This window comes from Nocardioides marinisabuli (genome assembly GCF_013466785.1).
GTDB classification, from domain to species: Bacteria; Actinomycetota; Actinomycetes; order Propionibacteriales; family Nocardioidaceae; genus Nocardioides; species Nocardioides marinisabuli.
This window is the reverse complement of sequence record NZ_CP059163.1, coordinates 883969-910766: the sequence shown is the minus strand read 5'-3', so window position 1 is coordinate 910766 and position 26798 is coordinate 883969. Positions and strand designations below refer to the sequence as shown.

25 protein-coding genes and 1 riboswitch are annotated in these 26798 nt (G+C 74.0%); of the genes, 13 read left to right on the top strand and 12 right to left on the bottom strand.

Features of this window, described 5'->3' with window-relative positions; all coding sequences use genetic code 11:
* Positions 1-171 precede the first annotated feature (171 nt).
* Positions 172-2313, top strand: coding sequence for a DEAD/DEAH box helicase (locus H0S66_RS04355; RefSeq protein WP_179614308.1), 2142 nt, complete (start codon positions 172-174; stop codon positions 2311-2313).
* A 276-nt stretch (positions 2314-2589) separates the two neighbouring features.
* Here the strand turns inward: H0S66_RS04355 and H0S66_RS04350 are convergent, their stop codons facing one another.
* Complete coding sequence (locus H0S66_RS04350; protein ID WP_179614307.1) at positions 2590-3336, bottom strand: phosphatase PAP2 family protein; 747 nt, start codon at positions 3334-3336, stop codon at positions 2590-2592.
* A gap of 161 nt (positions 3337-3497) precedes the next feature.
* Here H0S66_RS04350 and H0S66_RS04345 point away from each other — a divergent pair, with 161 nt between their 5' ends.
* Complete coding sequence (locus H0S66_RS04345) at positions 3498-3764, top strand: hypothetical protein (protein WP_179614306.1); 267 nt, start codon at positions 3498-3500, stop codon at positions 3762-3764.
* A gap of 4 nt (positions 3765-3768) precedes the next feature.
* A complete protein-coding gene (locus tag H0S66_RS04340; RefSeq protein ID WP_179614305.1) occupies positions 3769-4629 on the top strand; it encodes an FHA domain-containing protein in 861 nt (286 codons plus the stop codon).
* Positions 4630-4653: 24 nt separating this feature from the next.
* Here the strand turns inward: H0S66_RS04340 and H0S66_RS04335 are convergent, their stop codons facing one another.
* Positions 4654-5706 carry a hypothetical protein gene (locus tag H0S66_RS04335; protein ID WP_179614304.1) on the bottom strand — a complete coding sequence of 351 codons (1053 nt, stop codon included), beginning with the start codon at positions 5704-5706 and terminating at the stop codon, positions 4654-4656.
* A gap of 140 nt (positions 5707-5846) precedes the next feature.
* Here H0S66_RS04335 and H0S66_RS04330 point away from each other — a divergent pair, with 140 nt between their 5' ends.
* Positions 5847-6647 carry an alpha/beta hydrolase family protein gene (locus H0S66_RS04330; RefSeq protein WP_179614303.1) on the top strand — a complete coding sequence of 267 codons (801 nt, stop codon included), beginning with the start codon at positions 5847-5849 and terminating at the stop codon, positions 6645-6647.
* Here H0S66_RS04330 and H0S66_RS04325 read toward each other — a convergent pair.
* On the bottom strand, positions 6644-8404 hold the full coding sequence (locus H0S66_RS04325; protein WP_258017092.1) for a dolichyl-phosphate-mannose--protein mannosyltransferase: 1761 nt from the start codon (positions 8402-8404) through the stop codon (positions 6644-6646). The genes H0S66_RS04330 and H0S66_RS04325 overlap by 4 nt on opposite strands.
* 25 nt (positions 8405-8429) lie before the next feature.
* Positions 8430-9281 (bottom strand): pyridoxal kinase PdxY, encoded by an 852-nt coding sequence (gene pdxY, locus H0S66_RS04320; protein ID WP_179614302.1) that lies wholly within the window; start codon positions 9279-9281, stop codon positions 8430-8432.
* 148 nt (positions 9282-9429) lie between these two features.
* Here pdxY and H0S66_RS04315 point away from each other — a divergent pair, with 148 nt between their 5' ends.
* Both H0S66_RS04315 and H0S66_RS04310 read left to right on the top strand, forming a co-directional pair.
* Positions 9430-11070: a GMC family oxidoreductase gene (locus H0S66_RS04315; protein ID WP_246305109.1), complete on the top strand. Its 1641-nt coding sequence runs from the start codon at positions 9430-9432 to the stop codon at positions 11068-11070.
* Between the two features lie 3 nt (positions 11071-11073).
* The gene (locus H0S66_RS04310; RefSeq protein WP_179614301.1) at positions 11074-12633 is read left to right on the top strand and encodes a succinic semialdehyde dehydrogenase; all 1560 of its coding nucleotides are present in this window, start codon (positions 11074-11076) and stop codon (positions 12631-12633) included.
* A 33-nt stretch (positions 12634-12666) separates the two neighbouring features.
* Here H0S66_RS04310 and H0S66_RS04305 read toward each other — a convergent pair whose 3' ends face one another.
* Positions 12667-13377 (bottom strand): uracil-DNA glycosylase, encoded by a 711-nt coding sequence (locus tag H0S66_RS04305; protein WP_179614300.1) that lies wholly within the window; start codon positions 13375-13377, stop codon positions 12667-12669.
* A 69-nt stretch (positions 13378-13446) separates the two neighbouring features.
* Between H0S66_RS04305 and H0S66_RS04300 the strand changes: the two genes are divergently transcribed.
* The gene (locus H0S66_RS04300; RefSeq protein ID WP_179614299.1) at positions 13447-14019 is read left to right on the top strand and encodes a dihydrofolate reductase family protein; all 573 of its coding nucleotides are present in this window, start codon (positions 13447-13449) and stop codon (positions 14017-14019) included.
* Positions 14020-14080: 61 nt separating this feature from the next.
* Entirely contained in the window at positions 14081-14755 is a 675-nt protein-coding gene (locus H0S66_RS04295; RefSeq protein WP_179614298.1) for a TetR/AcrR family transcriptional regulator, read from the top strand.
* Positions 14756-14774: 19 nt separating this feature from the next.
* On the opposite strand, the gene H0S66_RS04290 is transcribed toward H0S66_RS04295, so the two are convergent.
* The 5 genes from H0S66_RS04290 to H0S66_RS04270 all read right to left on the bottom strand — a co-directional run bounded on the left by H0S66_RS04290 (position 14775) and on the right by H0S66_RS04270 (position 21437).
* Positions 14775-16226: a pyridoxal phosphate-dependent decarboxylase family protein gene (locus H0S66_RS04290; RefSeq protein ID WP_179614297.1), complete on the bottom strand. Its 1452-nt coding sequence runs from the start codon at positions 16224-16226 to the stop codon at positions 14775-14777.
* Positions 16223-17554: an MFS transporter gene (locus tag H0S66_RS04285; protein WP_179614296.1), complete on the bottom strand. Its 1332-nt coding sequence runs from the start codon at positions 17552-17554 to the stop codon at positions 16223-16225. Before H0S66_RS04285 ends, H0S66_RS04290 begins: the two co-directional genes overlap by 4 nt.
* A gap of 41 nt (positions 17555-17595) precedes the next feature.
* Positions 17596-18879 carry an alpha/beta fold hydrolase gene (locus tag H0S66_RS04280; protein ID WP_258017091.1) on the bottom strand — a complete coding sequence of 428 codons (1284 nt, stop codon included), beginning with the start codon at positions 18877-18879 and terminating at the stop codon, positions 17596-17598.
* A 76-nt stretch (positions 18880-18955) separates the two neighbouring features.
* Complete coding sequence (locus H0S66_RS04275) at positions 18956-20389, bottom strand: alpha,alpha-trehalose-phosphate synthase (UDP-forming) (protein WP_179614295.1); 1434 nt, start codon at positions 20387-20389, stop codon at positions 18956-18958.
* Positions 20390-20405: 16 nt separating this feature from the next.
* On the bottom strand, positions 20406-21437 hold the full coding sequence (locus H0S66_RS04270; protein WP_179614294.1) for a Gfo/Idh/MocA family protein: 1032 nt from the start codon (positions 21435-21437) through the stop codon (positions 20406-20408).
* Between the two features lie 136 nt (positions 21438-21573).
* Here H0S66_RS04270 and H0S66_RS04265 point away from each other — a divergent pair, with 136 nt between their 5' ends.
* From H0S66_RS04265 to H0S66_RS04245, 5 genes are all read left to right on the top strand, one after another.
* Positions 21574-21873, top strand: a complete 300-nt coding sequence (locus H0S66_RS04265; protein WP_179614293.1) for a DUF3263 domain-containing protein — start codon at positions 21574-21576, stop codon at positions 21871-21873.
* 4 nt (positions 21874-21877) lie between these two features.
* Positions 21878-22402 (top strand): LytR C-terminal domain-containing protein, encoded by a 525-nt coding sequence (locus H0S66_RS04260; protein WP_258017090.1) that lies wholly within the window; start codon positions 21878-21880, stop codon positions 22400-22402.
* Positions 22403-22410: 8 nt separating this feature from the next.
* Positions 22411-23256, top strand: coding sequence for a trehalose-phosphatase (otsB, locus tag H0S66_RS04255; RefSeq protein ID WP_179614292.1), 846 nt, complete (start codon positions 22411-22413; stop codon positions 23254-23256).
* A gap of 60 nt (positions 23257-23316) precedes the next feature.
* A riboswitch (SAM riboswitch) is annotated at positions 23317-23479 on the top strand.
* A 10-nt stretch (positions 23480-23489) separates the two neighbouring features.
* Positions 23490-24755: a threonine synthase gene (thrC, locus tag H0S66_RS04250; protein WP_179614291.1), complete on the top strand. Its 1266-nt coding sequence runs from the start codon at positions 23490-23492 to the stop codon at positions 24753-24755.
* A 13-nt stretch (positions 24756-24768) separates the two neighbouring features.
* Positions 24769-25047 (top strand): MoaD/ThiS family protein, encoded by a 279-nt coding sequence (locus H0S66_RS04245; RefSeq protein WP_179614290.1) that lies wholly within the window; start codon positions 24769-24771, stop codon positions 25045-25047.
* Here the strand turns inward: H0S66_RS04245 and H0S66_RS04240 are convergent.
* Entirely contained in the window at positions 25019-25531 is a 513-nt protein-coding gene (locus H0S66_RS04240; RefSeq protein WP_179614289.1) for a GDYXXLXY domain-containing protein, read from the bottom strand. The genes H0S66_RS04245 and H0S66_RS04240 overlap by 29 nt on opposite strands.
* 38 nt (positions 25532-25569) lie before the next feature.
* A complete protein-coding gene (locus H0S66_RS04235) occupies positions 25570-26763 on the bottom strand; it encodes a DUF2157 domain-containing protein (RefSeq protein WP_179614288.1) in 1194 nt (397 codons plus the stop codon).
* Between the last annotated feature and the right edge of the window lie 35 nt (positions 26764-26798).

Sequence of the window (26798 nt, the reverse complement as noted above, 5' to 3'; positions counted from 1 at the left end):
CCCGGTCCCGCCCATCGCCTCGCTGTCGCCGCCGGGACGTGCTGGACGCGTCGTGCTCGTGTGCGCCAGCAGGCTCCACGAGGCGGTGCACGCCCGGGTGCACGCAGCCGCGGACGGTGGTGAGCAGCCCCGCCGCGCGAGGGCACCGGTGTCACTCCAGAGGAGGAGCTTGTGGCTCAACGAGGCCAGCGTCGATCCGGCGGCGCCCGCACCGCGCCGCGCGCGCAGCGGCGCACCCGCGACCTCGACAACGAGGGCATCATCCCCGTGCTGGCGAAGGCCGTGCGCGAGGTCGAGGGCGCGGTCCAGCGCGGCGCCGTGCGCCCCTCGGTGCGCACCAAGTTCCAGGTGGTGGCCCACCTCGTGCGCGAGGAGCGCGCCCGCATCAAGGCCGACGAGGAGACCTCGGAGGGCCAGAAGGCCGCCCAGCTCAAGCGGCTCGACGGGGTCGCGACCATCCTCGCCAAGACCTCCACCCGCGAGACCAGCCTGCTCGCGCTGCTCGCCGAGGACGCTGACTTCTCGCACTCCGCGCGCGAGCTCAAGGCCGAGATGCAGCGCGCGGCCGGCCTCGAGGTCGAGGTCGAGAAGCCCGCCCCGACCCCCGAGCCCGGCGCCGAGGCGGCCGTCGACCGCCGCGTCGTGCCGCCCTCGGTGGTCTCGCGCCAGCTCTCCAACCCCTTCCTCGTGCCCGACTTCGGCATCGCCGAGGCGACCCGCCCCCGCACCGGCCGGCTGGCCGGCTGGGAGCTCCTCGGCCCGCTCTTCCGCTCCTTCGAGTACGCCGGCGGCGGCGCCCCGGCGTGCATGCAGATGCCCGACCCGTCGGCGTACCGCGCCCCCGAGGGCATGCAGCTGATGCCGCACCAGGCGCAGCTGGTCTCCGCGGCCGCCGCCGGGCACCGCAGCTTCCTGCTCGCCGACGAGCCCGGCCTCGGCAAGACCGCGCAGGCGCTGCTCGCCGCGCAGGCCGCCGACGCCTACCCGCTGCTCTGCGTGGTGCCCAACGTGGTCAAGACCAACTGGGCCCGCGAGGCGGGGCTGTGGACCCCGCACCGCCCGGTCACCGTGATCCACGGCGACGGCAGCGACATCGACGGCTTCGCCGACATCGTCGTCGTCAACTACGAGGTCCTCGACCGCCACGTCGGCTGGCTGGGCGACCTCGGGTTCAAGGGGATGGTCGTCGACGAGGCGCACTTCATCAAGAACAAGACCTCCCAGCGCAGCCAGCACGTGCTCCAGCTCTCCGAGCGGATCCGTTCGCGCACCGCCAACCCGCTGCTGATGGCGTTGACAGGCACCCCGCTCATCAACGACCTCGAGGACTTCCGCGCGATCTGGCAGTTCCTGGGCTGGATCGACGACCGCAAGCCGCTCGGCAAGCTGATGGACGCACTCGAGGAGACCGGGCTGACCCCGGCCGAGCCCGCGTTCTACGGCGCCGCGCGCGCCAAGGTCATCGACATGGGCATCGTGCGTCGCCGCAAGGTCGACGTGGCCGCCGACATCCCGGCCCGCCGGGTCGCCGACCTGCCGGTCGAGCTGGACGACGCCCTGGGCCGCTCGATCCGCGACGCCGAGCGCGAGCTGGCCCGCCGCCTCGTGGCCCGCTACCACTCCGCCCTGGAGACCCGCACCTCCGGCGTCGTCGTCGAGGGCATCGACCACGAGCTCGTGCGCCGCGTGGCGACGTGGGAGCGCGAGGACACCGCCGCCGCGAAGAACGGCGAGAACGTCTTCTCGATGATGCGCCGCATCGGCCAGGCCAAGGCCGGCCTCGCCGCCGACTACGCCGCCCAGCTGGCGCGCAGCGTCGGCAAGGTCGTCTTCTTCGCCAAGCACGTCGACGTGATGGACGTGGCAGAGGAGACCTTCGCCCGGCGCGACCTGCGCTACACCTCGATCCGCGGCGACCAGACCCCCAAGGCCCGCGAGGCCGCGATCAAGGCCTTCCAGGAGGACCCCGACGTCGCCGTCGTGGTCTGCTCCCTCTCCGCCGCGGGCGTGGGGCTCAACCTCCAGGTGGCCTCCAACCTGGTGCTCGCCGAGCTGTCGTGGACCGACGCCGAGCAGACCCAGGCCATCGACCGCATCCACCGCATCGGCCAGGAGCTGCCGGTCACCGCGTGGCGCGTGATCGCCGCCCAGACCCTCGACACCAAGATCGCCGAGCTCATCGACTCCAAGGCCGGCCTGGCGGCCACGGCGCTCGACGGCTCCGACGAGGAGGTCGGCTCGTCCGCCGACGTCCAGCTCGAGGCGCTCGTCGCCCTGCTCACCGAGGCGCTGGAGGCCGAGCAGACCCGCTGACCCGACCCCTGCTCGGTCGGCCTGCGTTGGTCGAGCAGCGAGGGCCCACCCGTTGGTCGAGCAGCGCCGAGACCCGGTGGGTCCATGGCGTACGGCGGGTGCGGTGCTCGCGGGGTCTCGACGACGGTCGTCGCTGGCGCTCCTCCCTGCTCGACCAACGGTGGGTCGGCGTACGGCGACGGTGGGTCCATGGCGTACGGCGGGTGCGGTGCTCGCGGGGTCTCGACGACGGTCGTCGCTGGCGCTCCGCCCTGCTCGACCGACGGTGGGTCGGCGTCACCGCTGCGCGGGTGTGCGGCGGGCCCGGACGAGCCGGTCGACGAGCAGCACGACGGCGGCGCCGGCGACGGCGTCGAGCAGCCAGTGGTTGCCGGTCATCACCACCACGAGGGTGGTGAGGAGGGGGTAGGCCCAGACCGCGGGGCGCCAGCGGGTGGGGACGGCGCGGGAGAGGGTGAGGGCGACCCAGACCGCCCAGCCGACGTGCATCGAGGGCATCGCGGCGAGCTGGTTGGTCATCGACCCGAGGCCGCGGGGGGCCGAGGCGCTCTCGCCCCACCACCCCCAGGCGGCGGTCTGCGCCAGCACGTCGACGTACCCCGGCACCAGGCGCGGCGGAGCGACCGGCACCACCAGGTAGCACGCCAGCGCGGTCAGGGTGGCGGCGACGAGCACGGTGCGGGCGGTCCGGTAGGCCTCCGGGCGCCACAGCCAGGTGCCCAGCAGCACCAGTGCGGTGACGGCGTAGTGGGTGACCGTGTACCAGTACGACGCGGCGACGCCGACGACCACGGAGGTGGCGGTCCAGCCGTTGAGGACCGGCTCGATCGCTATGCCCAGGACCCGCTCCACCTCGAACAGGTGCTCCGCGACGCGTCGCGCGGCCGCGAGGTCGTCGGCGGCCAGCAGGCGCGAGGCGGTGTAGCCCAGGTAGAGCACGGCCAGCAGCGCGACCTCGCGCAGGGCGGGCAGCACTCGCGCGCGAGCCGTGGCCGTGGAGGTCTCGGCCCGTGTCTCGCTCATCCGTCGATGATGCGCTGCCGCCGCCGGTCGTGGCGCCCCCTTTGTGGTGGGTGTGCCGGCGGGTCGGGCTCCCACCCCGGCGCCTCTTGCGCAGACGTCACATCTGTGTTGAACTCTTCTCAAGAAACTTCAACAAGTTGTTTTACTATGAAGGAGGAGACATGGCGACGACCGAGGACACCAGCACCCAGGCCGTGGACGGCTCCCGCACCGACGAGGTGGTCGACTGGACCGACCTGGGCCGCCGGATGTGGACGTTCCTGACCGGCCGCGAGGCGGCCATCCACTACGCGTTCGAGGACATCACCGTCGAGGTGCCCCGCGACACCGGTGCGCGCGCCCCCCGCGCGACCTGGAAGGTCGACGGCCGCCTCACGATCACCACGACCGACAAGGGCGAGCCCGTGGCCCCCGTCGAGGGGCGGTAGACCGATGCCCACCCAGGTCTCCGCCGACCTGTGCTTCAGCCTGACCCGTGAGGGCCAGGACGACCTGCACGGCCACCTCACCGGCGAGGGCAGCAGGCTGACCCTCGACGTCGACGACCCCGGCGCGTTCGCCGGGGCCGGCGACGCGCCGCTGATCCGGCGGGTGGCCGACGAGCTGGCAGCGCGTGACATCGTGCTGCGGGTCGTGCAGGGCGAGACGCACCTGGTCACCCTCGGGGCGGTGCGCGCTCCCTGGTGGCAGCGTCGGCTCACCCGATCGCGGCGGATCCGCCTGGGTAGCCTCAAGGGCGCCTGGACCTCGGCCCGCTCGCGCGCCGCCGGTCGCGGCCCGCTGCTGCCGGGGCTCGAGCTCAGCCCGCCCGCGACCCTGTGGCCGCCCTTCCCGACCATGCACCCGCAGGCACGTCGACGGGTCAGCACGACCCACGACCCCGCCGGCGGCGGCAGCCCCCGTCTCGTGCTGGTGCGCGAGCAGGTCTGGGCCGGCGAGCGGCAGCCGGTCTTCTGGCTCGAGGAGACGCAGACCATCGGCTCCGACCCGTCCTGCGACATCGTGCTGCCGGGCCTGGAGCCCGTGCACGCCCGGGTGGTCCACGACGAGGACGACGAGTACTGCGTGCACGCCGTCGCCGGGCTGAGCCGGGTGCACGGTGCGCCCGTCACCGCGCCGACGCTGCTGCGCACCGGCACCCGCCTCGACATCGGTGAGCACCACCTCGTCTACTCCCGCGAGGAGTTCGCCGACCACGGGCGCCCGCACGGCGGTCGCATCGGCGGCGAGCTGGGCCACCAGGTGCCGCAGCCGCCCCGGCACCGGATGGCCGTCGCCGCGGACGGGGCCTAAGCCCATGACCGGGACGCCCCGCGGCTACAGCAGCGCCGGGCGCCCGGTGCCGAAGAGCAGGCTCTGGCGCCCCGACAGCCCGAACTCCGTGCCGACCCGCTCGCAGCGCCGCTCGCCGAGCGTGCAGGTCACCACGACGGTGCGTCCCGAGGGCCGCAGCGCGCTGCCCCGGGCGCTCGCCGCGCCGTAGAACGTCGAGTCGTCGACCCAGCCGCCGAGGTAGAAGTGGCGGTCGCCGGTCTCGACGGGGTGGGGCGTGCCGAGGGTGGCGTCGTACCAGACCCCGCGGTTGCGCTCGGCCTCGATCAGCGCGTCGCCACCCGGGGAGAGCCAGCCCTCCGCCGTGGACTGCTCGCCCGGCCCGGCGACACGCATGCCGTCGGAGGGCAGCTCGCGCAGCCGCACCGGGGTGCCGCGCTCGCCGGCCAGTGCCGGCACGCGGTCGACCAGGGTGGGCTCGGAGCCGTCGAGCGGCAGCCGGCGCACGCCCCCGGCGACCGGGTCGGCGGCGTACGCCGCGTCGGCGTCGAAGCCGAGGAAGCCCATCTCGGCGTCCTCGTAGAGGTCCTCGAGGTCGCCCATGTCCTCCTGCGCCGCGACCGGGGCGGGCACGCGCAGCACCTGCTCGCCGGTCTGCGCGTCGAGCACCACCGGCACGGCCAGGGGGGTGCCGGACTCGTCCTGGGGGCCACGGGCGGCGTCCATCAGGCCGACGTGGCGACCGTCGGGGGAGAGGGTGAGCGAGGTCGTGTCGACCTGCGCGACGCGGCGCGCGGCACCGCCGTCGCTGGACCACAGCGAGCCCTCGGCCAGGTAGTGCACGCCCCAGCGGGTCACCACGAACGCGGTCGGCGCGGGGTCGAGCTCGAGCACGACGTCGCCCACGTGCAGGGCGGGGCCGACCGCCCAGGCCGGCGAGCGGGCGTCGTACGTCGGCGAGCCGACGGGCAGCACGAACGGCGCCTGCGACTTCACCGAGGGGTCGGAGGCGTCCTCGTGGCAGGCGACCAGCGCGCCCAGCCCCAGCAGCGCGACCAGGGCCGCGACCGCGAGCGCACGAGGGGACGGACGGGGCACGGACCCTGTCTACGGCCCCCGAGTGGCGACGCGGTCGACCAGCGGTCACGATTGCGACACGATCCGCGGGGCGTCACTCCCCGCGGGCGTGCTCGTTGTCCGGTGGGAGGGGCCCGGAGGGGGCCCGAGGAGGGGGAGACGTGGCCAAGAGGCTGACCCAGATGGTGCTCGCGACGGTGCTGGCGGTGCTGCTGGTGCTGGCCACCACCGGGGCGAGCGGGGAGCACCCGGCCGAGAAGGTCGAGGACAACCTCGAGGGCCAGAAGGTGCGCGTCAACCTGCCGCCGACCAACGAGCCCAAGGGCGTCGTCGTCTTCTTCCACGGCCAGGGCGGCAACGTCAACGACAAGATGGAGGGCCCCTGGCTCGACGCGCTGCGCCGCGACGGCTGGGTGGTGGCCTCCTCGATGTTCCACCGCGAGGCCTGGGGCAACGCCGCCTCGACCGCCGACGCCGACCGGGTCTGGGAGTGGGCCGAGCGCCAGGGCGGCGCCGAGGTGACGATGTACCTCGGCACCTCGATGGGCGGCACCACCTCCCTCAACGCGCTGCTGCACGGCAAGGAGGCCCCGCCGTGCTGGTACGGCGTGAAGGCCGCGGTCGACATGTCCACGATGGGCAACGTCCCGGGTGCCAACGGCTTCATCCGCAAGGCGTACGGCGGCGGGCCCTACCCGCGCGACCGCAACCCCGTGAACACGGCGTACAAGCTCGCGCAGACCGGCACCACGTTCCGCTTCGTGGCCAGCCCCTACGACCCCTACGTGCCGTACGACGCCAACACCGGCCGGCTCTCGGCCGCGCTGCAGGGCTTCGGTGCCGACGTCAGCGTGCGCACGGTGCAGGGCCCCCACGACGACCCCTCGCACTACAGCGCCTACGACGTGGTGCGCTTCGCCAACGAGTGCGCCGCGGCGGCCGAGGCCGAGGCCAAGGGCTAGATCCAGCGGCTGAACCAGATCCGGTCGAGCCACTGCGAGTGCGTGAGCAGCTCGTTGGTGTAGACCGGCCAGAACCACGCGAAGTTCAGCAGCACCAGCACCACGAAGGAGCCGGCCGCGACCACGCCCACGGTGCGGCGGGTGCTCGGCTCGCGGGAGGGCCCCACGAGCCGCCCGATGACCATCGTGGCCGCCAGCACCAGGAACGGCAGCATGGCCAGCGCGTAGAACAGGAAGATCGGGCGGTCGTCGTAGCGCAGCCACGGCAGCCACGTCGACAGCGCACCCACGACGGGCACGCCGTAGCGCCAGTCGCGCGCGCCGATCCACAGCACCGCCGCGGCCACCAGCGCCAGGCCGGCGCCCCACCACAGCACGGGGGTGCCCAGCAGCAGCACCTGGCGCAGGCAGTCGCTGCCCTCGGGCGCCTCGCAGCCACGGGTGCCGGGCTGGATGCCGGTGTCGGCGGCGACGCCGACCGGGCGGCTGAGCAGCGGCCAGCCGAGCGGGTCGGACTGGTAGGTGTGCGTCGAGCACTCCAGGAAGTGGGTGTGAAAGACGTAGACGTCGCGGTGGTAGGACCACAACGAGCGCAGCGACTGCACCACCTCGCCCGGGCCCGAGGCGTCCGCCTGGTCGGCGGTCGCCCAGCGTGCGCCGGTGTCGGGGTCGCTCGCCACGAACGACTCGTCCTGGCACTCGCCGGTGCCGGTGAACTGGGTGTACTGCGTGGAGGAGAGGGAGCGCTCGTACTCCGCGGCGTTGACCATCCAGCCGGTCCAGGTCGCGACGTAGACGGCCAGGGCGACCACGACGAGGTGGCCGAAGGCGGGCAGCCCGTCGGCCAGCACCGAGCGCAGCACCGGTCGCCGTACGCCGAAGGAGCGACGGGCGCCGGCGCTCCACAGCCACACCAGCAGCCCGAAGGCGGCCAGCGGGAAGAGCGCGTTCCACTTGGTCCCGATCGCCAGGCCCCAGCACACGCCGCTGGCCAGCAGCCACGGGCGCCACAGCATCGCCCGCACCGGTCCCCAGGAGGCGGGGTCGGTGACAGCGCCGGGCAGCAGGCGCGCCATCCGGGCTCGGTACCAGTCGCGGTCGGCGACCAGGCAGGCCACGGCGCACAGGATGAAGAAGGACAGGAATATGTCGAGCAGCGCCAGGCGCGAGAGCACGAAGTGCAGCCCGTCCAGCATCAGCAGCAGCCCGGCCACCAGGCCCAGCCCGGTCGAGCCGGTGAGGCGGCGTCCCAGGCGCGCCATCACCACGACCATGAGCGCACCGACGACGGCCGAGGAGACCCGCCAGCCGGTGGGGTCCATCCCGACCAGCCTCTCGCCGAGGCCGATCAGCCACTTGCCGACCTCGGGGTGCACGATCATCGACGGGTCGTCCTGCCACAGCCCGCGCACCGTGCCGTCGAGGATCTGCTCGTCGGCGCCGTCGACGTAGCCGCGCACGTAGCCGTTGTTGACCAGCGACCACGCGTCCTTGGCGTAGTAGGTCTCGTCGAACTGGAACTCCGCCGGCGAGCCGAGCCGCCACAGCCGCAGGAACAGCGCGACCAGGCCGAGCCCCACGGCGGCGCTCCAGCCCACGAAGGGGTCCTCGAGCCCGACCCGGGCGCGGGCGCGGGACTGCGCCGAGGGCACCGCCCGGCCGTCGGCCGTCCGCGAGAGCGGCACCCGGTCCTCAGCCTGCGCCGACTGCGCCGACTGCGCCGACTGCTCGGCCTGCTCGGGGGCGTCGGTGCTCACGACGCGGAACTCTACGGCCCGGGCCTCAGCGCAGGCGTCGGGCGGTGAAGGTGGCGGGCGGGGCCGCGATGGCTTCCTGCGCCGCGACCAGCTGGATCTCGCGGGTGCCGGCGGCCAGGGTGGCCTCGAGGATGCCGAAGACCGAGGCGGTCGTGCGCTCGAGGGCCGCCTCGGGCGAGCCGGTGCTGCGCAGGTGGGCCAGGTAGAGCGCCGCCGTGACGTCGCCGCAGCCGTTGGGACTGATCGGCAGCAGGGGGGTGGTGACCGCCCAGGCGCCCTCGTCGGAGACCGCGACGACCTCGAGGTGGTCGGCGGGGACCTCGTCGTGCAGCACGCTGGTCACCAGCACGTCGCGGGGCCCGCACTCGCGCACGACGTCGACGGCGGCCAGCACCTCGTCGAGGGTGCGGGTGGTGCGCGCGGCGAGGAAGTCGAGCTCGAAGTGGTTGGGGGTGATCACGTCGGCGGCCGGCACGACGGTGTCGCGCATGAACTCGGGGATGCCCGGGCGCACGAACATGCCGCGGCCCACGTCGCCCATCACCGGGTCGCAGCAGTAGACCGCGGCGGGGTTGAGCTCCTTGACCCGGGCGACGGTGTCGAGGACGACCGAGCCGACGGCCGGGTCGCCCTGGTAGCCCGACAGCACCGCGTCGGCCTGACCGAGCACGCCGCGGTCCTCGATGCCGGCGATCACCTCGCGCACGTCGGCGGGGTCGAGCAGCGGCCCGCGCCAGGCGCCGTACCCGGTGTGGTTGGAGAAGTGCACGGTCAGCACCGGCCACACCTCGTGCCCCAGGCGCTGGAGCGGGAAGACGGCGGCGGAGTTGCCGACGTGGCCGTAGGCGACCGAGGACTGGATCGACAGGATGCGCACGTCGCCATTGTGGGGAGCGGGGGCGGGGAGCGAAAACCCGGCCGGAAAACTAGAACAAGTTCCACCAGTGCTCTAGTGTGGGCCCCGACACATTCCGAGGGTATGTGAGCGCCGCGCCGGTGACCGACTCCCTCGCACCGCGGCGAGCATGGAGGCTCCGATGGCCAAGCAGGCACCCAGCAACGAGGCCGACTACGTGGTGGTCGGCTCCGGCAGCTCCGGGGCGACCATCGCGGGCCGGCTGGCCCAGTCGGGCGCGAGCGTCATCGTGCTCGAGGCCGGCAGGAGCGACGAGCAGTTCCTCACCCGGAAGCCGGGCATGATCGGCCCGATGCACGCGGTGCCGCAGATCAAGCGCACCGTCGACTGGGGCTACTACAGCACCCCCCAGAAGCACATCCTGGACCGCAAGATGCCGGTGCCCCGCGGCAAGGTGCTCGGCGGGTCGAGCTCGATCAACGGCATGGTCTACGTGCGCGGCAACCGCGCCAACTACGACTCCTGGGCCGCCGAGGGCTGCACCGGCTGGGACGCCGACTCGGTCAACCGGGCCTACCGCCGCATGGAGGACTACGAGGGCGGCGCCGACGACTTCCGCGGCGAGGGTGGCCCCATCCGCGTGACCTGCAACAAGTCACCCCAGGAGGGGTCGCTGCAGTTCATCGAGGCCACCGCCGACACGGTCGGGGCCCGCGTCCTCGACGACTACAACGGCGCCTCGCAGGAGGGTGTGGGGCGGATGCAGCAGAACGCCGCCGACGGGCTGCGCTACTCCTCCGCCCGCGGCTACATCCACCACCTCGCGCCGCCGAGCCTCGAGGTGCAGTCGCAGGTACTGGCCACTCGCGTCGTCATCGAGCGCGGCCGCGCCACCGGCGTGGTCGTGCGCGACAAGGACGGCACGACGCGCACCGTCCGTGCCGCGAAGGAGGTGGTCCTCTCCGCCGGCTTCGTCGGCTCGGCCCAGCTGCTGATGCTCTCCGGGGTCGGGCACGCCCAGCACCTGCGCGACCAGGGCATCGACGTGGTCTCCGACCTCCCGGTCGGCGACAACCTGCACGACCACATGTTCCACGCCCTCACCTTCCACGCCACCTCCTCGAGCCTGCGCGGCAGCGCCCTCTTCTTCGGCAAGGGGGTGGCCAAGGAGGTGCTGCGGCCCGGGTCGACCTTCCTGGCCAACTCCGTCTTCGAGGCGGTCGCCTTCCTGCAGACCTCGCAGGCCACCGGCGGCATCCCCGACCTGCAGCTGCACCTGCTGCCCTGGGCGTACGTCTCGCCCAACCAGGACGCGCCGGTGCGCCACGACGTCGACCAGCGACCGGCCCTGACCGTGCTGAGCACGCTGATCTACCCCCGCAGCCGCGGCACCCTGCGCCTGGCCTCGGCCGACCCGGCGGCCGCACCGCTGATCGACCCGCAGTACCTCGCCGACCCCGCCGACCTCGACCTGCTCGTCGAGGGCTCCGAGATCACCCGCGAGATCTTCGCCAACAAGGCCTTCCGCGGCGCGGTGAAGGGCGAGATCCACCCCGGCTCGCAGCTGCGCGGCAGCGAGCTGCGCCAGGAGATCCTCAACCGGGCCACCTCGGTCTACCACGGGGTGGGCACCTGCCGGATGGGCGTCGACGAGCTCGCGGTCGTCGACCCCGAGCTCAAGGTGCGCGGCGTGGAGGGCCTGCGCGTCTGCGACGCCTCGATCATGCCGTCCATCACCGGCGGCAACACCAACGCGCCGGCCATCATGATCGGCGAGCGCGGCGCCGACCTCGTGCTCGGGCGGGGCTGAGCCGTGGCCCCGCAGCGACCGGCCGTCCTCACCGACGAGCTCCTGCAGCGCCTGGTGGCGCGCGTGCCGTCCACCTCCGGCGGCACCTGGAAGCTCACCGAGGTCTACACCGGTGAGCACCTCGTCGACCTGCCGCAGTCGACGCCCGCCGACATCGAGCGCGCCTTCGCGACCGCGCGCGAGGCGCAGCGCGCCTGGGCCGCCACCCCGCTGCGCGAGCGGCTGGCGGTCTTCAAGCGGGCCCACGACCTCTTCGTCGACCGGGCCCACACCACCGCCGACCTGATCCAGGCCGAGAGCGGCAAGAACCGGCGGATGGCCATCGAGGAGACCTGCGACCCCCCGATGGTGATGAGCCACTACCTCAAGCGGGCCCCGCGGCTGCTGGCCCCCCGGCGGCGCGGCGGCCCGGTGCCGGTGGTCTCGCACTCGACCGAGATCCGCCAGCCCAAGGGCGTCGTCGGGATCATCGCGCCCTGGAACTTCCCCTTCGCCACCGGCATCTCCGACGCGGTCCCGGCGCTGATGGCCGGCAACGCCGTCGTGCTCAAGCCCGACAACAAGACCGCCCTCTCGCCGCTGCACGGCGTCGCGATGCTCGAGGAGGCCGGGCTGCCGCCCGGGCTCTTCCAGGTCGTCTGCGGCGAGGGGCCCGACGTGGGGCCCACCCTCATCGACAACGCGTCGTACGTCATGTTCACCGGCAGCACCGCCACCGGTCGCACCATCGGCGAGCGGGCCGGGCGCAACCTGATCGGGGCCTGCCTCGAGCTGGGCGGCAAGAACCCGCAGATCGTGCTCGACGACGTCGACGCCGACGAGTGGGTCGCCAGCACGATGTTCGGCGTCTTCGGCAACACCGGCCAGATCTGCATGCACATCGAGCGCATCTACCTGCCCGACACCCGCTACGACGAGCTGAAGCAGAAGTTCGTGCGGGCCGCCGCGGCGCTCGACGTGCGGGCGTCGTACGACTTCGCGCCCGAGGTGGGCTCGCTGGTCTCGGTCGACCAGATGCGCCGGGTGCTCTCGCACGTCGAGGACGCCGTCGCCAAGGGCGCGAGGGTGCTGACCGGCGGTCGTCCGCGCCCCGACCTGGGCCCGGCCTTCTTCGAGCCGACCGTGCTCGAGGGCGTGACCACCGACATGGAGTGCGGCGTCACCGAGACCTTCGGGCCGGTGGTGGCCCTGCACCGCTACCGCACCGTCGACGAGGCGGTCGCGCTGGCCAACGACACCGACTACGGCCTCAACGCCTCGGTGTGGGGGCGCGACCTCCAGCGCGCGCAGGCGGTGGCGGCCCGCATCGAGTCGGGCAACGTCAACGTCAACGACTCCCTGGCCACGGCGTACGCCTCGAAGGGGACGCCGTCGGGCGGGGTCAAGCAGTCGGGCGTCGGCGCCCGGCACGGCGACCAGGGCCTGCTGAAGTACACCGACGTGCAGAACCTGGCGGTGCTCAGGAAGCAGGTGCTCGGGCCGCGACCGGGCCAGGACTACGACGGCTACGTCAAGCAGATGCTCTCAGGCCTGAAGCTGATGCGGCGCACCCGGGTGCGCTAGTCCGGGCCGGGTCGGCGCGAGATCTGCGACGGGTCAGCGCGAGATCTGCGACGGGTCGGCGGGGAGGGCCCAGTCGAGGGGTGAGCCGCCCTGCTCGACCAGCAGGCGGTCGACCTGGGAGAACGGCCGCGAGCCCAGGAACCCGCGGTGCGCCGACAGGGGCGAGGGGTGGGCGGAGGCGACCACCGGCACCGCACCGAGGTGGGGGCGCAGCGCGCCGGCCCTGGCCCCCCACAGCACCGCGACCAGCGGCCCGCCGCGGTCCGCGAGCGCCTGCACCGCGCGGTCGGTGACCTGCTCCCAGCCGAGGCCCCGGTGGGAGTCGGGCTCCCCGGCCCGCACGCTCAGCACCCGGTTGAGCAGCATCACGCCGCGCTCGGCCCAGGCCGTGAGGTCGCCGTGCGCGGGCGGCGGGTGCCCGAGGTCCGCCTCGAGCTCGCGGTAGACGTTGACCAGGCTGCGCGGCACCGGGCGCACGTCGGGGTCGACCGAGAAGGACAGCCCCACCGGGTGCCCCGGCGTGGGGTAGGGGTCCTGGCCCACCACGAGCACCCGCACCTGCGCCAGCGGTCGCTCGAAGGCGCGCAGGAGCCGCTCCTCGCCCGGCAGCCAGACCCGCCCCGCAGCCGTCTCGTCGCGCAGGAGGGCCAGCACCTGCGCCACCTGCTCCTCGACCGGCGCCAGGGCCTCCGCCCAGTCCGGGGCCACCCGGCCCTGCTCGACCAACCTGCTCAGCACGTCCACGGCCCCGACGGTAGCCACCGCGGCCGATATCCGGTGGCGCTGCCGGTGGGCGCCCGGTAGACAGGCGGCGTGCGAGAGCTCACCTACTACGTCGCCACCTCGCTCGACGGGCGGATCGCCGCCCCCGACGGCGACTTCTCGGCCTTCCCGGTGACCGGCGACCACATCGACATGGTGCTCGAGGAGTGGACCGACGCCCTGCCCGCCCCGGCGCTGGCCGCCCTGGGCCTCACCCCGCCCGCGACCCGCTTCGACGCCGTGGTGATGGGGTGGCGCACCTACGCCTCCGGCTTCCCCCACGGCGTGCACGACCCCTACCCGCACCTCGACCAGGTCGTCGTCACGCGGCGCCACCTCGACGCCGACGTGCCGCCCGGGGTCCGGCTGACCGACGACCCCGTCGGCGAGGTCGAGCGGCTCAAGGCCGCCGACGGGGTGGGGGTCTGGCTGTGCGGCGGTGGCGACCTGGCCGGCACCCTCGTCGACCAGGTCGACCGGCTGGTGCTCAAGATCAACCCGGTGCTGCTGGGCGAGGGCGCCCCCGTGCTCAGCGCGTCGTACGCCGCCCGCGGCTTCCAGCTCGACCGGGCGCGGACCTTCGCCTCGGGCGTGGTCGTGGCGGAGTACGCGCGGGCCACCTGACCCCCACCGCCATCAAGGTGAACGTGTGTCAGATTCTGGTACGCGACCTACACTGCCCGGCATGGGAGCCGAGCAGGAGCAGGACGTGGTGGACCCCTCGGTGGGGGCGGTGCGCCGGGTGCCCACCCAGCAGCGCAGCCGCCGGCGCGTCGAGGCGATCCTCGACGCCGCCGAGGAGCTGGTGCTCGACCAGGGCGTCGAGGCGCTGACCACGCGGGCCATCGCGCAGCGCGCGGGGGTGCCGGTGGCCTCGCTCTACCAGTACTTCGGCGACAAGGAGGCGGTCCTGCTCGCCCTGGCCGGGCGGGACATGGCCGAGATGGACGAGCAGGTCGCCACCGACCTGGCCGGCCTGGAGGTGCTAAGCGTGGCGGGGCTCGTGCGCAGCGCCATGGACTCCTTCGTGACCGTCTACCGGCGTCGTCCCGCCTTCGTCGAGATCTACCTGCGGGGGCGGGGCAACGCCGCCGTCGACCGCTTCGGCCGCGCCCACAACGTGCGGGTCGCCCAGGCCCTGCGCGACTTCGGCATCGAGCACGGGCTGTGCCGGCCCGACCTGAGCGCGGCCGCCGCCGAGCTGGCCGTCGAGGTCGGCGACCGCGTCTTCCAGCTGGCCTACGAGCAGGACGCCGCCGGCGACGCCGCCCTCGTCGACGAGGGGGTCGTGATGATGACGGCCTACCTCGAGCGCTACGCCACCCCTGCGGGCCTGGCGGGCGTGCCCGCCCCCCGCTGACCGGGCCCGCGCGGCCCGCTCAGGACGACGGCCGGCAGAGCCGGTCGAGGAAGGCCACCATCAGCGCCTCGCGCATCTGCGGCGTGGCCAGGTCGAGCATCGCGTTGACGTCGGCCATCCGCTCGGGCAGCGCGATCGCACCACCGGCCGCGTCGCCGCCGCCGGCCAGCCCGGCCGCGACCAGCAGCGCGTCGAGGTCGTCGTCGCCCAGCCCGGCGGGGTCGAGCGCGGCGATCACCTCGGCGACGCCGGGGTCGACGCGCACCGGCCCGAAGGCGCGGGCGGCGGCCACCGAGGCCCGCAGGGCGGCCACCAGCTCCTCGACGTGGGCGTTCGTCGCGGCGGAGAACGACAGGTGCACCGTCGCGGGCGTCCCCGCGTAGGACAGCTGCGGCTGCACGTGCCAGCCGCGCGCGGCCATCTCGTCGCAGAGCGTGAACGGGTCGAGGTCGTCGTCGGTGCCCAGCGCCAGCAGCGTCGCGTCGGGCGGGGCGACCACCCGCAGGCCCGGCATCGAGCCGACCGCCTCCGCGACCCGGTCGGTGGCCTCGAGCGCCTGGGCGGTCAGCCGCTCGTAGCCCTCGTCGCCGAGCAGCTGCACGACGCTCCAGGCGCCGGCCAGGGGCCCGCCCGACTTCGTCGACTGGAGCGTCGAGTTGAGCATCGTGTAGCCGGGCCAGCGTGCCGAGGAGAAGAGCTGGGGGCGGCGGTGCGCGCTGCTGCGGTGCAGCAGCAGCGAGGTGCCCTTGGGGGCGTAGCCGTACTTGTGCAGGTCGACCGAGACCGAGGTGACCCCCTCGACCGCGAACGACCAGGGCGGCACCTCGCGGCCCAGCCGCGCGGCGTACCCCAGCACCCAGCCGCCGATGCAGGCGTCGACGTGGCAGCGCACCCCGCGCGCCGCGGCGGCCGCCGCCACCGCCGGCACCGGGTCGACGACGCCGTGCGCGTACGACGGGGCGCTGACGACCACGAGCACGGTGCGGTCGTCGATGGCCGCGGCCATGGCTGCGGGGTCGGCGCGGTGGTCCTCGGCGGTGGGCACCACCACCATCTCGACGCCGAAGTAGTGGGCGGCCTTGTGGAAGGCGGGGTGGGCGGTGTCGGGCAGCACCATCCGCGGCCCGACCACGTCGGGGCGCGAGTCGCGGGCCGACTGCACGGCCAGCAGGCACGACTCGGTGCCGCCCGAGGTGACGGTGCCGACGGCGCCGTCGGGGGCGTCGAGCAGCCGGAGCCCGGCGGCCACCAGGTCGTTCTCCATCTGCAGCAGGCTCGGGAACGCGGTCGGGTCGAGGCCGTTGGAGCCGGCGAAGGCCGCGACCGCCTCGCGGGCCACGCGGTCGACCTCCTCGAGCCCGGAGTCGTAGACGTAGGCGAGGGTGCGCCCGGTGTGGACCGGGAGGTCCTGCGACTGCAGCCGGGCGAGCCGCTCCCGGACCTCGCCGGGGGTGCTGGGTGCCGTCGTCACGCGTCCACGTCCTTCGCATCGATGTCGTAGCGCACCAGCCAGGCCAGGCTGAGCAGGGTCAGGGCGGCCGGGAGCAGCGAGAAGCCCCACGTGATGGCCGAGACCGCCGAGTCGGGCTGCACCACGCCGCCGCCCTGGCTGGAGACGTAGCCGCCCAGCGCGAGCACGACGGCGAAGGCGGCCGGCCCCAGGGCCAGCCCCAGGGTCTCGCCGGCGGTCCACACCCCGGTGTAGACCCCGGCGCGGTTGCTGCCGGTGCGCCGGGCGTCGACGGCCGCGGCGTCGGGCAGCATCGCCAGCGGGAAGACCTGGCAGCCGGCGTAGCCGACGCCCACCAGGGCGACCGCCGCGAAGACCAGCCAGGGCGGGGCGCTGCGCGCGGTGGCGGCCAGCAGCGCGCCGCAGACCAGCACCACCGAGGCGGCCAGGTAGCCGTGCTTCTTGCCGACGCGGGCGCCCAGCCACGACCAGGCGGGGGTCAGCACCAGCGCCGGGCCCACGAAGCAGACGAAGAGGATGGTCGCCGCGCCGTCGCGGCCCAGCACCTCGCCGGCCAGGTAGTCGACGCCGGCGAGCATGCAGCCGGTGGCCAGCGCCTGCAGCACGAAGGTGGTCAGCAGCAGCCGGAAGTCGCGCGCCGCGGCGACCACCCGCAGCTGCTCGCGCAGCCCGCCCGGGCTCGGCTCGAGCACCGCGGTGGGTGCGCCGCGGGTGCCGCGGTAGGCCGCCAGGGCGCCGGTCGCGATGATCAGCGCCATCACCACGCCCATCACGCGGTAGCCGTCGCGACCGCCGACGGCGTCACGGATCAGCGGCGCGCTCGCACCGGCGACCATGATCGTCAGCGCCAGGATCGCCACCCGCCAGGTCATCAGCCGGGTGCGCTCGTCGTACGACGACGTCAGCTCGGCGGGCATCGCGACGTAGGGCACCTGGAAGAACGCGTACGCCGTGGCCGCGGCCAGGAAGCACACCAGCACCCAGCCGGTCTCCACGGCGCGGGAGTCGACGTCGGGGCCGGCGAAGACCAGCGCGAAGGTCACCGCCAGCGCCAGGCCCGCCCGCAGCAGCCACGGCCGGCGCGGGCCGCGGGGGTCGCGGGTGCGGTCGCTGATCCGCCCGGCCACGGGGTTGAGCACCACGTCCCAGGCCTTGGGGGCGAAGACGACGACGCCGGCGACCAGCGCCGCGACGCCGAGCTCGTCGGTGAGGTAGGGCAGCAGCATCAGCCCGGGCACCGTGCCGAAGGCGCCGGTGGCGACCGAGCCGGCGCCGTAGCCGAGGCGGACCCGGGTGGGCAGCGGCGCGGGCCGCGTGGCCGTGGACATGCGCCGCAGGGTATCGGCCGGCGGCGGCTCCCGTGGTGGGTTCAGCGCGACAGCGAGCGCGAGCCCTCCGAGCCGTAGCGGCGCTGCGGGTTGGCCCCGATCGAGTCCGCGCTGGGGGCCTGCGCGCGCGCTGCCGGCCTCTTCGCCGCGGTCTTCTCGGCGGCAGCCTTCTTCGCCGCGGGCTTCTTCGTGGGCGACTTCCTCGCCGCGGTCTTCTTGGCGGCGGGCTTCCTCGCCGAGGGCTCCTCGGTCGGCGTCGACCACTCCGCGATCCACGCGTCGAGCACCCGCCAGGTGCTGTCGCGCGCCGCGCGCCCGGTCAGCATGCCGAGGTGGCCGCCCGGCACGATCTCGAACCGCACGTCGGGCGAGCCGGAGAGCAGCGGGACCAGCGCCTTGACGGCCGGCACCGGGGCGATGCCGTCGTTGGCGCCGCCGAAGACCAGCACCGGCACGTCGATGCGGGCCAGGTCGATGGTCCGGTCGTCGAGCTCGAAGGTGCCGGTGCGCAGCACGTTGCCCTTGACGAAGCGGTGGTAGAGCTGGCCGAAGGTGCGGCCCGGGTAGGCCATCATGCCGGCGGTGAACCGGTCGACGGCCTCGATCTGGGCCAGGAAGTCGGCGTCGTCGAGGTGGGTGGCCAGCGCCAGCGGCTTGGTGACGAGCTTCTGGAAGGAGGAGAGCTGGAAGGCCCACTTCACCAGCGGCTTCGGTGCCCCGCCCATCGCCTGGTAGGCGCGCGTCACGGCGCCGCGCCCGGCGAGGGGGTTGAGCTGCAGCAGCGGCCGCAGCGGCGCCACGATCGGCACCAGCGAGGTGTCGATGGGCGAGCCGACGACGGTCAGCGAGGCGATCGGGAGGTCGGTGGCGTCGGCGGCGGCGAGCATCGCGAAGATGCCGCCGAGGCTCCAGCCCACCACGTGCACCGGTCGGCCGCCGGCGTGCGCCGAGACCTCGCGCACGGCGGTGGGGACCACCTCGTCGACCCAGTGCTCGATGCCCAGGTTGCGGTTGCGGAAGGAGACCTCGCCGTACTCCACGAGGTAGGTGGGGCGGCCCTCGGTGACGAAGTGCTGCACCAGCGAGCAGCCGCGGCGCAGGTCGTAGCAGGTCGAGGGGGCCGCCAGCGGCGTCACCAGCAGCACCGGGTCGCCCACCTGGCGGGTCGTGGCGGCGGGCCGGTAGTGGTAGACCTCGCGCAGCTCCCCGTCGTCGATGAGGGTGCGCGGCATCGGCCTGAGGTCGGCGACGCCGCCGTAAAGCACCTTGTGCGCCACGTTGCTGGCCGCCGACACCACCTGGTCGGGCTTGGGGATCAGGTCCACGATCCACCTCCTGCCCCGCAAACTACCCCGCGGGCCGCGGGTTACGGGTGGGCCGTGCCACCGCGTCCTGCGCGGGTCAGGAACGACGGGCCGGGCGGACGGCCTTGCCGTGGGTCTCGACGTCGGAGAGCTCGGTCATGAAGGAGTCGGCCCAGGCCGCCACGTCGTGCTGGGTGACGGTGCGGCGCATCGCCTTCATCCGACGCGTCGTCTCCTTGGAGTCGGCCTGGTAGGCCTCCAGCAGCGCGCTCTTCATGCCGTTGATGTCGTAGGGGTTGACCAGCCACGCCTGGCGCAGCTCGTCGGCTGCCCCCGCGAACTCCGAGAGCACCAGCGCGCCGTCGTCGTTGAAGCGGCAGGCGACGTACTCCTTGGCGACCAGGTTCATGCCGTCGCGGTAGGGCGTGACCACCATGACGTCGGCGGCGCGGTAGAGCGCGGCCATCTCCTCGCGCGGGTAGGAGGAGTGCAGGTAGGAGATGGCGGGGCGCCCGATCCGGCCCAGGTCACCGTTGATGCGGCCCACGAGCCGGTCGATCTCGTCGCGCAGGATGCGGTACTGCTCGACCTGCTCGCGGCTCGGCACGGCGACCTGCACGAAGACGGCGTCCTCGACGTCGAAGTGGCCGTCGTCGATGAGCTCGCTGAAGGCGCGCAGCCGGGCGAAGATGCCCTTGGTGTAGTCGAGGCGGTCGATGCCCAGGAAGATCTTGCGCGGGTTGCCCAGCGCCTCGCGGATCTCGGCCGAGCGCTCGGCCACCGCCTCGGAGCGCGCCATCTCCTCGAAGCCGGCGGCGTCGATGGAGATCGGGAACGGGCGGGCCCGCACGGTGCGCCCGTCGGGCAGGTAGACCAGGTCGCGGTGGGTCTTGTGGCCGACCCGCTGGCGCACCAGGCGCACGAAGTTCTGCGCGCCCCCGGGCATCTGGAAGCCGACCAGGTCGGCGCCGAGCAGCCCCTCGAGGATCTGGCGGCGCCACGGCAGCTGCTGGAACAGCTCGCCGGGTGGGAAGGGGATGTGCAGGTAGAAGCCGATGCGCAGGTCGGGGCGCAGGTCGCGCAGCATCTGCGGCACCAGCTGCAGCTGGTAGTCGTGCACCCACACCGTGGCGCCCTCGTTGGCCAGCGAGGCGGCGCGCTCGGCGAAGCGCCGGTTGACCGCGACGTAGGCGTCCCACCACTCCCGGTGGAACTCCGGCTTGGCCACCAGGTCGTGGTAGAGCGGCCACAGGGTGCCGTTGGAGAAGCCCTCGTAGAACCCCTCGATGTCGGCGGCGCTCATCGTCATCGGCGCCAGCTGCAGGCCGTCGTGCTCGAAGGGCTCGAGGTCCTGGTCGGTGCCGCCGGGCCAGCCGATCCACACCCCGTCGTTGGCGCGCATGACGGGTTCGATGGCGGTGACCAGCCCGCCGGGGGAGGTGCGCCAGCCCTTCGAGCCGTCGGGCAGCGCGACCCGGTCCACCGGCAACCGGTTGGCGACGATCACGAGGTCGTAGGACACGTCCCTCACCCTAGGCGGAGCCTGTTCACCCCGCGTCGCCCGGGAGGAGGGGGCCGGTGCCGGGCAGCTCCACCCCGACCTGGCGGCGTACGTCGTCGAGCTGGCCCATCAGCGCCAGCGTCTGCTCGTGCGGCACCCACGGGCTCTCGCGCAGCCCCTCGCGCACGCAGCGCGCCGCCTCGGCCAGCTCGTTGCCGTAGCCGCCGCCCACGACCGGCTCGCGCCCGGTGATGCGCAGCGGCTCGCCGGGGGTGCCGGCGTCGTCGCGGGGCACGAAGACGGCCGCGTCGGGGTGGTGGAACTGCCCCTCGAGGTGCAGGTGCCCGCGGTCGGTGGCCAGCGCGGCGGAGCGGTCGGACCACGAGGTCATCGAGGCCGACAGCGTCGCCAGCGCCCCGCCGCGGTAGCGGCCCAGCACCGCCACGTCGAGGTCGGTGCCGCGCTCGGAGAGCACGGCCTCGGCGTGCAGCCGCTCGGGCGCGCCGAGCAGCAGGTGGGCGAAGGTCAGCGGGTAGATGCCCATGTCGAGCAGCGAGGAGGCGCCGAGCGCCGGGTCGAGCAGCCGGTCGTCGGCGGGCGCGTCGACGCGGAAGCCGAGCTCGGCGCGCAGCGTGCGGGGCGTGCCGAGGTCGCCGGCGCGGACCCGGTCGACCAGCTCGCGCACCACCGGGTGGCACGCGGTCCACATCGCCTCCATCAGGAAGCGGTCGTGCTCGCGGGCCAGCGCGACCATCTCGCGGGCCTGGGCCAGGTCGAGGGTCACCGGCTTCTCGCAGAGCACGTGCTTGCCGGCCTCGAGGGCCATCCGCACGTGCTCGAGGTGCAGCGCGTGGGGCGAGGCGACGTAGACGACGTCGACGCCGGGGTCGGCGACCAGGTCGGCGTACGACGCGTGGGCGCGGGCGCCGGGCGCGTGCTCGGCCACGAACGCCTCGGCCGACTCGCGGCGCCGGGCGCCCACGGCGACCAGCTCGGAGCCCTCCACCTGCGCCAGCGCCCCGGCGACCTTGCGCGCGATCTTGCCCGTGGCCAGGAACCCCCACCGCACCGTCTGCATGGCCCCACCCTAAGGAGGTCGTACGACACGGGTGACGGCGCCGGACACGCCCGCGCGGTAATGACACGGCTGTAGTTCGCGGGGGCTACGATGGCCAGCAGCCCCACCCACCCCGTAGCCAGTCCGGAGATGCCGCATGGAGCCCCAGCGGGACGCCGCCCACGCCCAGCCCGTCACCGACGGTCCGCAGCTCAGCGAGCGCGACAGCGAGATCCTGGCCTTCGAGCGCCAGTGGTGGAAGTACGCCGGGGCCAAGGAGAGCGCGGTGCGCGAGAAGTTCGACATGAGCTCGACGCGCTACTACCAGGTGCTCAACGCCCTCATCGACAAGCCGGAGGCCCTCGAGGCCGACCCGCTGCTGGTGCGCCGCCTGCGCCGCCTGCGGGCCGCCCGCCAGCGCCAGCGCTCCGCCCGCCGCCTGGGCTTCGAGGTCTGAGCCGGTGACCACCGAGCAGCCCACCCCCGGCCGCGCCCGCACCGAGCGCGGCACCGTGCTCCCCTCGCCCGTGGTGATCCTCTCGATCATCGCGGTGGCGATGGCCGCCTTCGCCTTCGTGGCCACGCAGGGCTCCGAGCCCACCGAGCGCGAGATCACCCCCGCGGCCCGCGAGTCGACCGAGGAGCCGACGCAGGCCGCGGAGACGAAGGCGCCGAAGCCCGAGCCGACGAAGAAGCCCGCGCCGGCGATCAAGCGCGGCGAGGTCTACGTCGAGGTCTACAACAACTCCTCCATCACCGGTCTCGCCGGCCGGGCCGCCCAGCGCGCCACCGGCGCCGGCTGGCAGGTCGTGGGCGAGGACAACTGGTACGGCACCGTCCCGGCCACCACCGTCTACTTCCCGCCCAAGCTCGAGCGCGCCGCCAAGCTGCTGGCCCTCGACCTCGGCGTCGACCGCACCCTGGCCGCCACCGGGGCGATGAAGCTCGACCGGTTGACGCTGATCCTGACCGGCGAGCTCGACTGAGCGCTGCGATGGAGTTCGTCTCCGCCGCGGCCGAGAGCCGCTACGCCGCCCTGGTGCGGGCCGCCCCCGAGAGCGTGGTCGGCCTCGACTTCGACGGCACGCTCTCGCCGATCGTCGACGACCCCACCCAGGCCCACATCCACCCCGACGCCGCCAAGGTGCTGGTCGCCCTGGCCGCCCAGGTGCGTGCGGTGGCGGTGGTGACCGGCCGCCCGGCCCGCCAGGCCCTCGACCTCGGGGGTCTCGAGGAGGTCGCCGACGCGGTGCACGCCAGCGGCAAGGACCTCTTCGTCTTCGGCCAGTACGGCAACGAGCGCTGGTCCTCCGCCGAGCGGCGCATCGTCTCCCCGCGCCCGCCCGCCGGGCTGGCGACCTTCGAGCGAGAGCTGCCCCGGGTGCTGCGCGAGGCCGACGCGGCCGAGGCCTGGATCGAGGACAAGGGCCTCGCCGTCGCCGTGCACACCCGGCGCCTGCCCGACGCGGAGGCGGCCTTCGTGCGCCTCGAGGGACCGGTCGGCGAGCTGGCCCGCGCCCACGGGCTGGTGGTCGAGCCGGGGCGCAACGTGCTCGAGGTCCGCTCGCCGGGGATGCACAAGGGCCAGGCCGTGCACAGCCTGGTGGAGACCACCGGCGCCACCGGCTTCCTCTACGCCGGCGACGACCTCGGTGACGTCGAGGCCTTCGAGGCGGTCGCCGCCCACGGCCGCGGCGGGCTGTCCACCCTGCTGGTCGCCGTGGCCTCCGAGGAGCAGCAGGCGCTCGTCGAGCGCGCCGACGTGCTGGTCGAGGGCCCCGACGACGTGCTCGACCTGCTGCGGATGCTCACCGCCGACGCCGAGGCCCTGCGCGCCTGAACGTCCGCATCCTGGATGCCCGGTTCGCATGGCGAGACGGCGGCGCCTACAGTTGTCCCCAGCTCATCAAGAGGGACTGAGGGAACGGCCCGTCGACGTCCCGGCAACCGCCACGATCCTCCGCCCACCGGGCGGTCCGCACCTGCGGCCCACCTGCGCCAGCGGTTCGTGGAAACGGTGCTACATCCGGCCCGGTGCGAGAGACGCCCGGGGAAGATGAGGAGGAGGACTTCATGAGCGCTGTCATCACCGAGAAGCCGGCCCTGCGCGAGGGTGCGTTCGGCCACGCCACCGGGCTGGTCTGCCGCGAGTGCGGCCACACCGTCGAGCTCGGCCCGCACTACGCCTGCTCCGAGTGCTTCGGCCCGCTGGAGGTCGCCTACGACTTCCCGGCCGTGACCCGCGAGGAGATCGAGGCCGGGCCCGCCAACATCTGGCGCTACAAGGCGCTGCTGCCGGTGCCCTCCGACATCGAGCAGAGCCCCAACACCGAGCCCGGCTTCACCCGCCTGCTCGAGGCCCGCAACCTCGCCGCCGAGCTGGGCCTGACCAAGCTGTGGGTCAAGGACGACTCGACCAACCCCACCAACTCCTTCAAGGACCGCGTGGTCGCCTGCGCGCTGAGCGCCGCGATCGAGCTGAAGGCGAAGGTCTTCGCGTGTCCGAGCACCGGCAACCTGGCCAACGCGGTCGCCGCCGCCGGCGCCCGGGCCGGCATCAAGACCGTGGTCTTCATCCCCAGCAACCTCGAGAAGCCCAAGCAGGTGAACTCGGCGGTCTACACCGACTCGCTGGTCGCCGTCGACGGCAACTACGACGACGTCAACAAGCTGGCCTCCGAGATCGCCGGCGAGGAGGAGGGCTGGGCGTTCGTCAACGTCAACGTGCGCCCCTTCTACGCCGAGGGCTCCAAGACCCTGGGCTACGAGATCGCCGAGCAGCTCGGCTGGCGCCTGCCCGACCAGGTCGTCATCCCCGTCGCCTCGGGCTCGCAGCTGACCAAGGTCCACAAGGCCTTCCGCGAGCTGGTGCGCCTGGGCCTGGTCGAGGACAAGCCGGTGCGCATCTTCGGGGCCCAGGCGACCGGCTGCTCGCCGGTCTCCACGGCGTACAAGGGCGGTGTCGACGCGATCCGCCCGGTCAAGCCCGACACCATCGCCAAGAGCCTGGCCATCGGCAACCCCGCCGACGGCATCTACGTGCTCGACATCTGCCGCGAGACCGGCGGCGCGGTCGAGGACATCGACGACGACGCCGTGCGCGAGGGCATCCTGCTGCTGGCCCGCACCGAGGGCATCTTCACCGAGACCGCCGGCGGGACCACCGTGGGCGTGCTGAAGAAGCTCGTCGAGACCGGCCAGCTCGACACCTCGCTCGAGACGGTCGTCATCAACACCGGCATGGGCCTGAAGACCCTCGACGCCGTGGCCGACTCCGTGGGCCCGGCGGCGACCATCGCACCGTCGTACGCCGCCTTCGCGGCCACCGGCATCGCCTGAGGAGGAGCACAGCATGAGCGTGTCCGTCCGGATCCCCACGATCCTGCGCACCTACACCGGCGGTGCCAGCGAGGTGGAGGCCTCGGGGGCGACCCTGGCCGACGTCCTCGACGACCTCGAGTCGCGCCACACCGGCATCCGGGGGCGCATCCTCGACGACAACGGCGCGCTGCGCCGCTTCGTCAACGTCTACGTCGGCAACGACGACGTGCGCTTCCTCGACGACCTGGCCACCCCCACCCCCGACGGGGTGCAGGTCTCGGTCATCCCGGCGGTGGCCGGGGGCTGCTGAGCGGGCCCGGTCCACCGACCGCGCTCGTCCGCACGTCGACGAGCACCGCGTTGCCGCGCCCGTCGATGCGCACCGTCGCCACGCCGCTGGCCGTGGTGAGGGCCCGGCCGACCCGGTCGGCCTCGTCGTCGCCGGCGAACCACGACCCGATGCCGCAGTCGAGGTCCCACCCGTCGCCCTCGCAGGCCAGGTAGGGGCCCTCGGTCGGCCGCTCGCCCACCGGGGCGCCGGAGACCCACACCCCGTCGCCGGGCCGCAGCGGCAGGTACGCCGGCCCGTCGGGCACCTGCTCGCCGTGCAGCCGCAGGCCCGGGTAGTCCAGCGCCGCGTAGGCGCCCCGGAAGGGGTCGTGGGGGTCGGCGCCGGCGACCTCGAGCAGGTACTCCTCGCCGACCAGGTGCGCCGAGAGGCGCGGGGCGACCGCGACCGCGACGATCGCCAGCTGCGCCGCGGCGACCGCGACGATCCGGGTGGTGGTGCGCATGATGTGCTCCTCCCTCTCGTGGGGTCTCACAGGGGGTCTCAGAGGGCGGCCGTGACGTGGCGCCGGGCCCGGTCGAAGACCAGCCCGGTGCCGACGAGAACCAGCCCCAGCAGCAGGAACAGCCAGGCGCCCTCGAGCACCGGCGCGAAGACCGTGAAGGCCTGCAGGGTGGTGACGACCACCAGCGCGGTGGTCGCGAGGGCCACCAGCCGCCGGTCGTCGCGCAGCGTCCCGGTCGCGGCGACCGCGATGCAGGCGACCGCGCAGGCCGCGACGCCCAGCACCGCGTGGGCGACGTCGGGGCCGGTGACGACCTCCGCGTCGGCGCCGGCCTCCCAGGCCACCAGCACCAGTGCGGTGCCCAGCGCCGCCAGGGCGCCCAGCACCTCGACCCGGTCGCCGGGTCCGCCGACCAGCAGCCCCAGCACCACCAGCGCGGAGCCGACGCCCAGCAGCAGCACCAGGGCCGAGGTCGCGGGCCGCTCGCCGGCGGTGGTCCACGGCACGGCCGCCACCACCAGCGAGGCCAGCACCAGCACCAGGCCCGACTCGCGCCACACCCGGGCGAAGACCGGGAGCCCGACGCGCTCGTGCGGGGCGGCGAGCGCGAGCGCACCGACGCCGACCACGCCCAGGGCCAGCACCACCCCGAGACCCGAGGCGCCCGCGTCGAGCGGCGCCCACACGGCGTACGCCGAGCCGGCGAGGACGCCGACCACGAGTGGCGGGACCGCCCGGGCGGCGTAGGCGTGCACGAGCGCGGCCAGCGACCACCAGCCCACCAGCGCCGGCTCCCAGGCGGGCACCTGGAGGCTCTGGGCGGCCTGCATCACCACTCCGCCGACCAGCAGCGCCGCCACCAGGCGGGTCGCGGCGACCGCGGGCGGCGGCGCCGACCGGGCCTGCAGCGCCTCGCCGCCGGCCAGGGCGGCGACCCAGACGAGGGTGACGAGCACGAAGCGCGCCAGCGGCGAGAGCGACTCGAGGTTGGCGGCCACCAGCCACAGCGCGCCGATGCCGACGAAGGCGGCGCCGACCCCGGTCAGCAGCCGCACCAGTGAGAAGCGGCGCCCCGGCGAGTAGCCGGCGAGGATCGCCGCGGCCTGGTCGCCGTCCACCACGCCGGCCTCGCGCCACGCCTGCACCTCGTCGGCCAGCCAGGCCAGGCGCGCGGGGGAGGCGGGCCGCAGCAGCGGCTGGTGCCGGGGTCCGGCCGGGGTCGTGGGGCTCATCCTCCCAGCCTGGGGCCGAGGGGTGCCGGCGCGCA

Bases quoted from the DNA above. Each gene is read 5' to 3' on its own strand.
- H0S66_RS04315 (WP_246305109.1), top strand. From the start codon at position 9,430: ATGGAGGCTCCGATGGCCAAGCAGGCACCCAGCAACGAGGCCGACTAC.
- H0S66_RS04235 (WP_179614288.1), bottom strand. From the start codon at position 26,763: ATGAGCCCCACGACCCCGGCCGGACCCCGGCACCAGCCGCTGCTGCGG.
- H0S66_RS04340 (WP_179614305.1), top strand. From the start codon at position 3,769: ATGCCCACCCAGGTCTCCGCCGACCTGTGCTTCAGCCTGACCCGTGAG.
- thrC (WP_179614291.1), top strand. From the start codon at position 23,490: ATGAGCGCTGTCATCACCGAGAAGCCGGCCCTGCGCGAGGGTGCGTTC.
- H0S66_RS04245 (WP_179614290.1), top strand. From the start codon at position 24,769: ATGAGCGTGTCCGTCCGGATCCCCACGATCCTGCGCACCTACACCGGC.
- H0S66_RS04240 (WP_179614289.1), bottom strand. From the start codon at position 25,531: ATGCGCACCACCACCCGGATCGTCGCGGTCGCCGCGGCGCAGCTGGCG.
- H0S66_RS04270 (WP_179614294.1), bottom strand. From the start codon at position 21,437: ATGCAGACGGTGCGGTGGGGGTTCCTGGCCACGGGCAAGATCGCGCGC.
- H0S66_RS04350 (WP_179614307.1), bottom strand. From the start codon at position 3,336: ATGAGCGAGACACGGGCCGAGACCTCCACGGCCACGGCTCGCGCGCGA.
- H0S66_RS04265 (WP_179614293.1), top strand. From the start codon at position 21,574: ATGGAGCCCCAGCGGGACGCCGCCCACGCCCAGCCCGTCACCGACGGT.
- H0S66_RS04285 (WP_179614296.1), bottom strand. From the start codon at position 17,554: ATGTCCACGGCCACGCGGCCCGCGCCGCTGCCCACCCGGGTCCGCCTC.
- otsB (WP_179614292.1), top strand. From the start codon at position 22,411: ATGGAGTTCGTCTCCGCCGCGGCCGAGAGCCGCTACGCCGCCCTGGTG.
- H0S66_RS04345 (WP_179614306.1), top strand. From the start codon at position 3,498: ATGGCGACGACCGAGGACACCAGCACCCAGGCCGTGGACGGCTCCCGC.
- H0S66_RS04295 (WP_179614298.1), top strand. From the start codon at position 14,081: ATGGGAGCCGAGCAGGAGCAGGACGTGGTGGACCCCTCGGTGGGGGCG.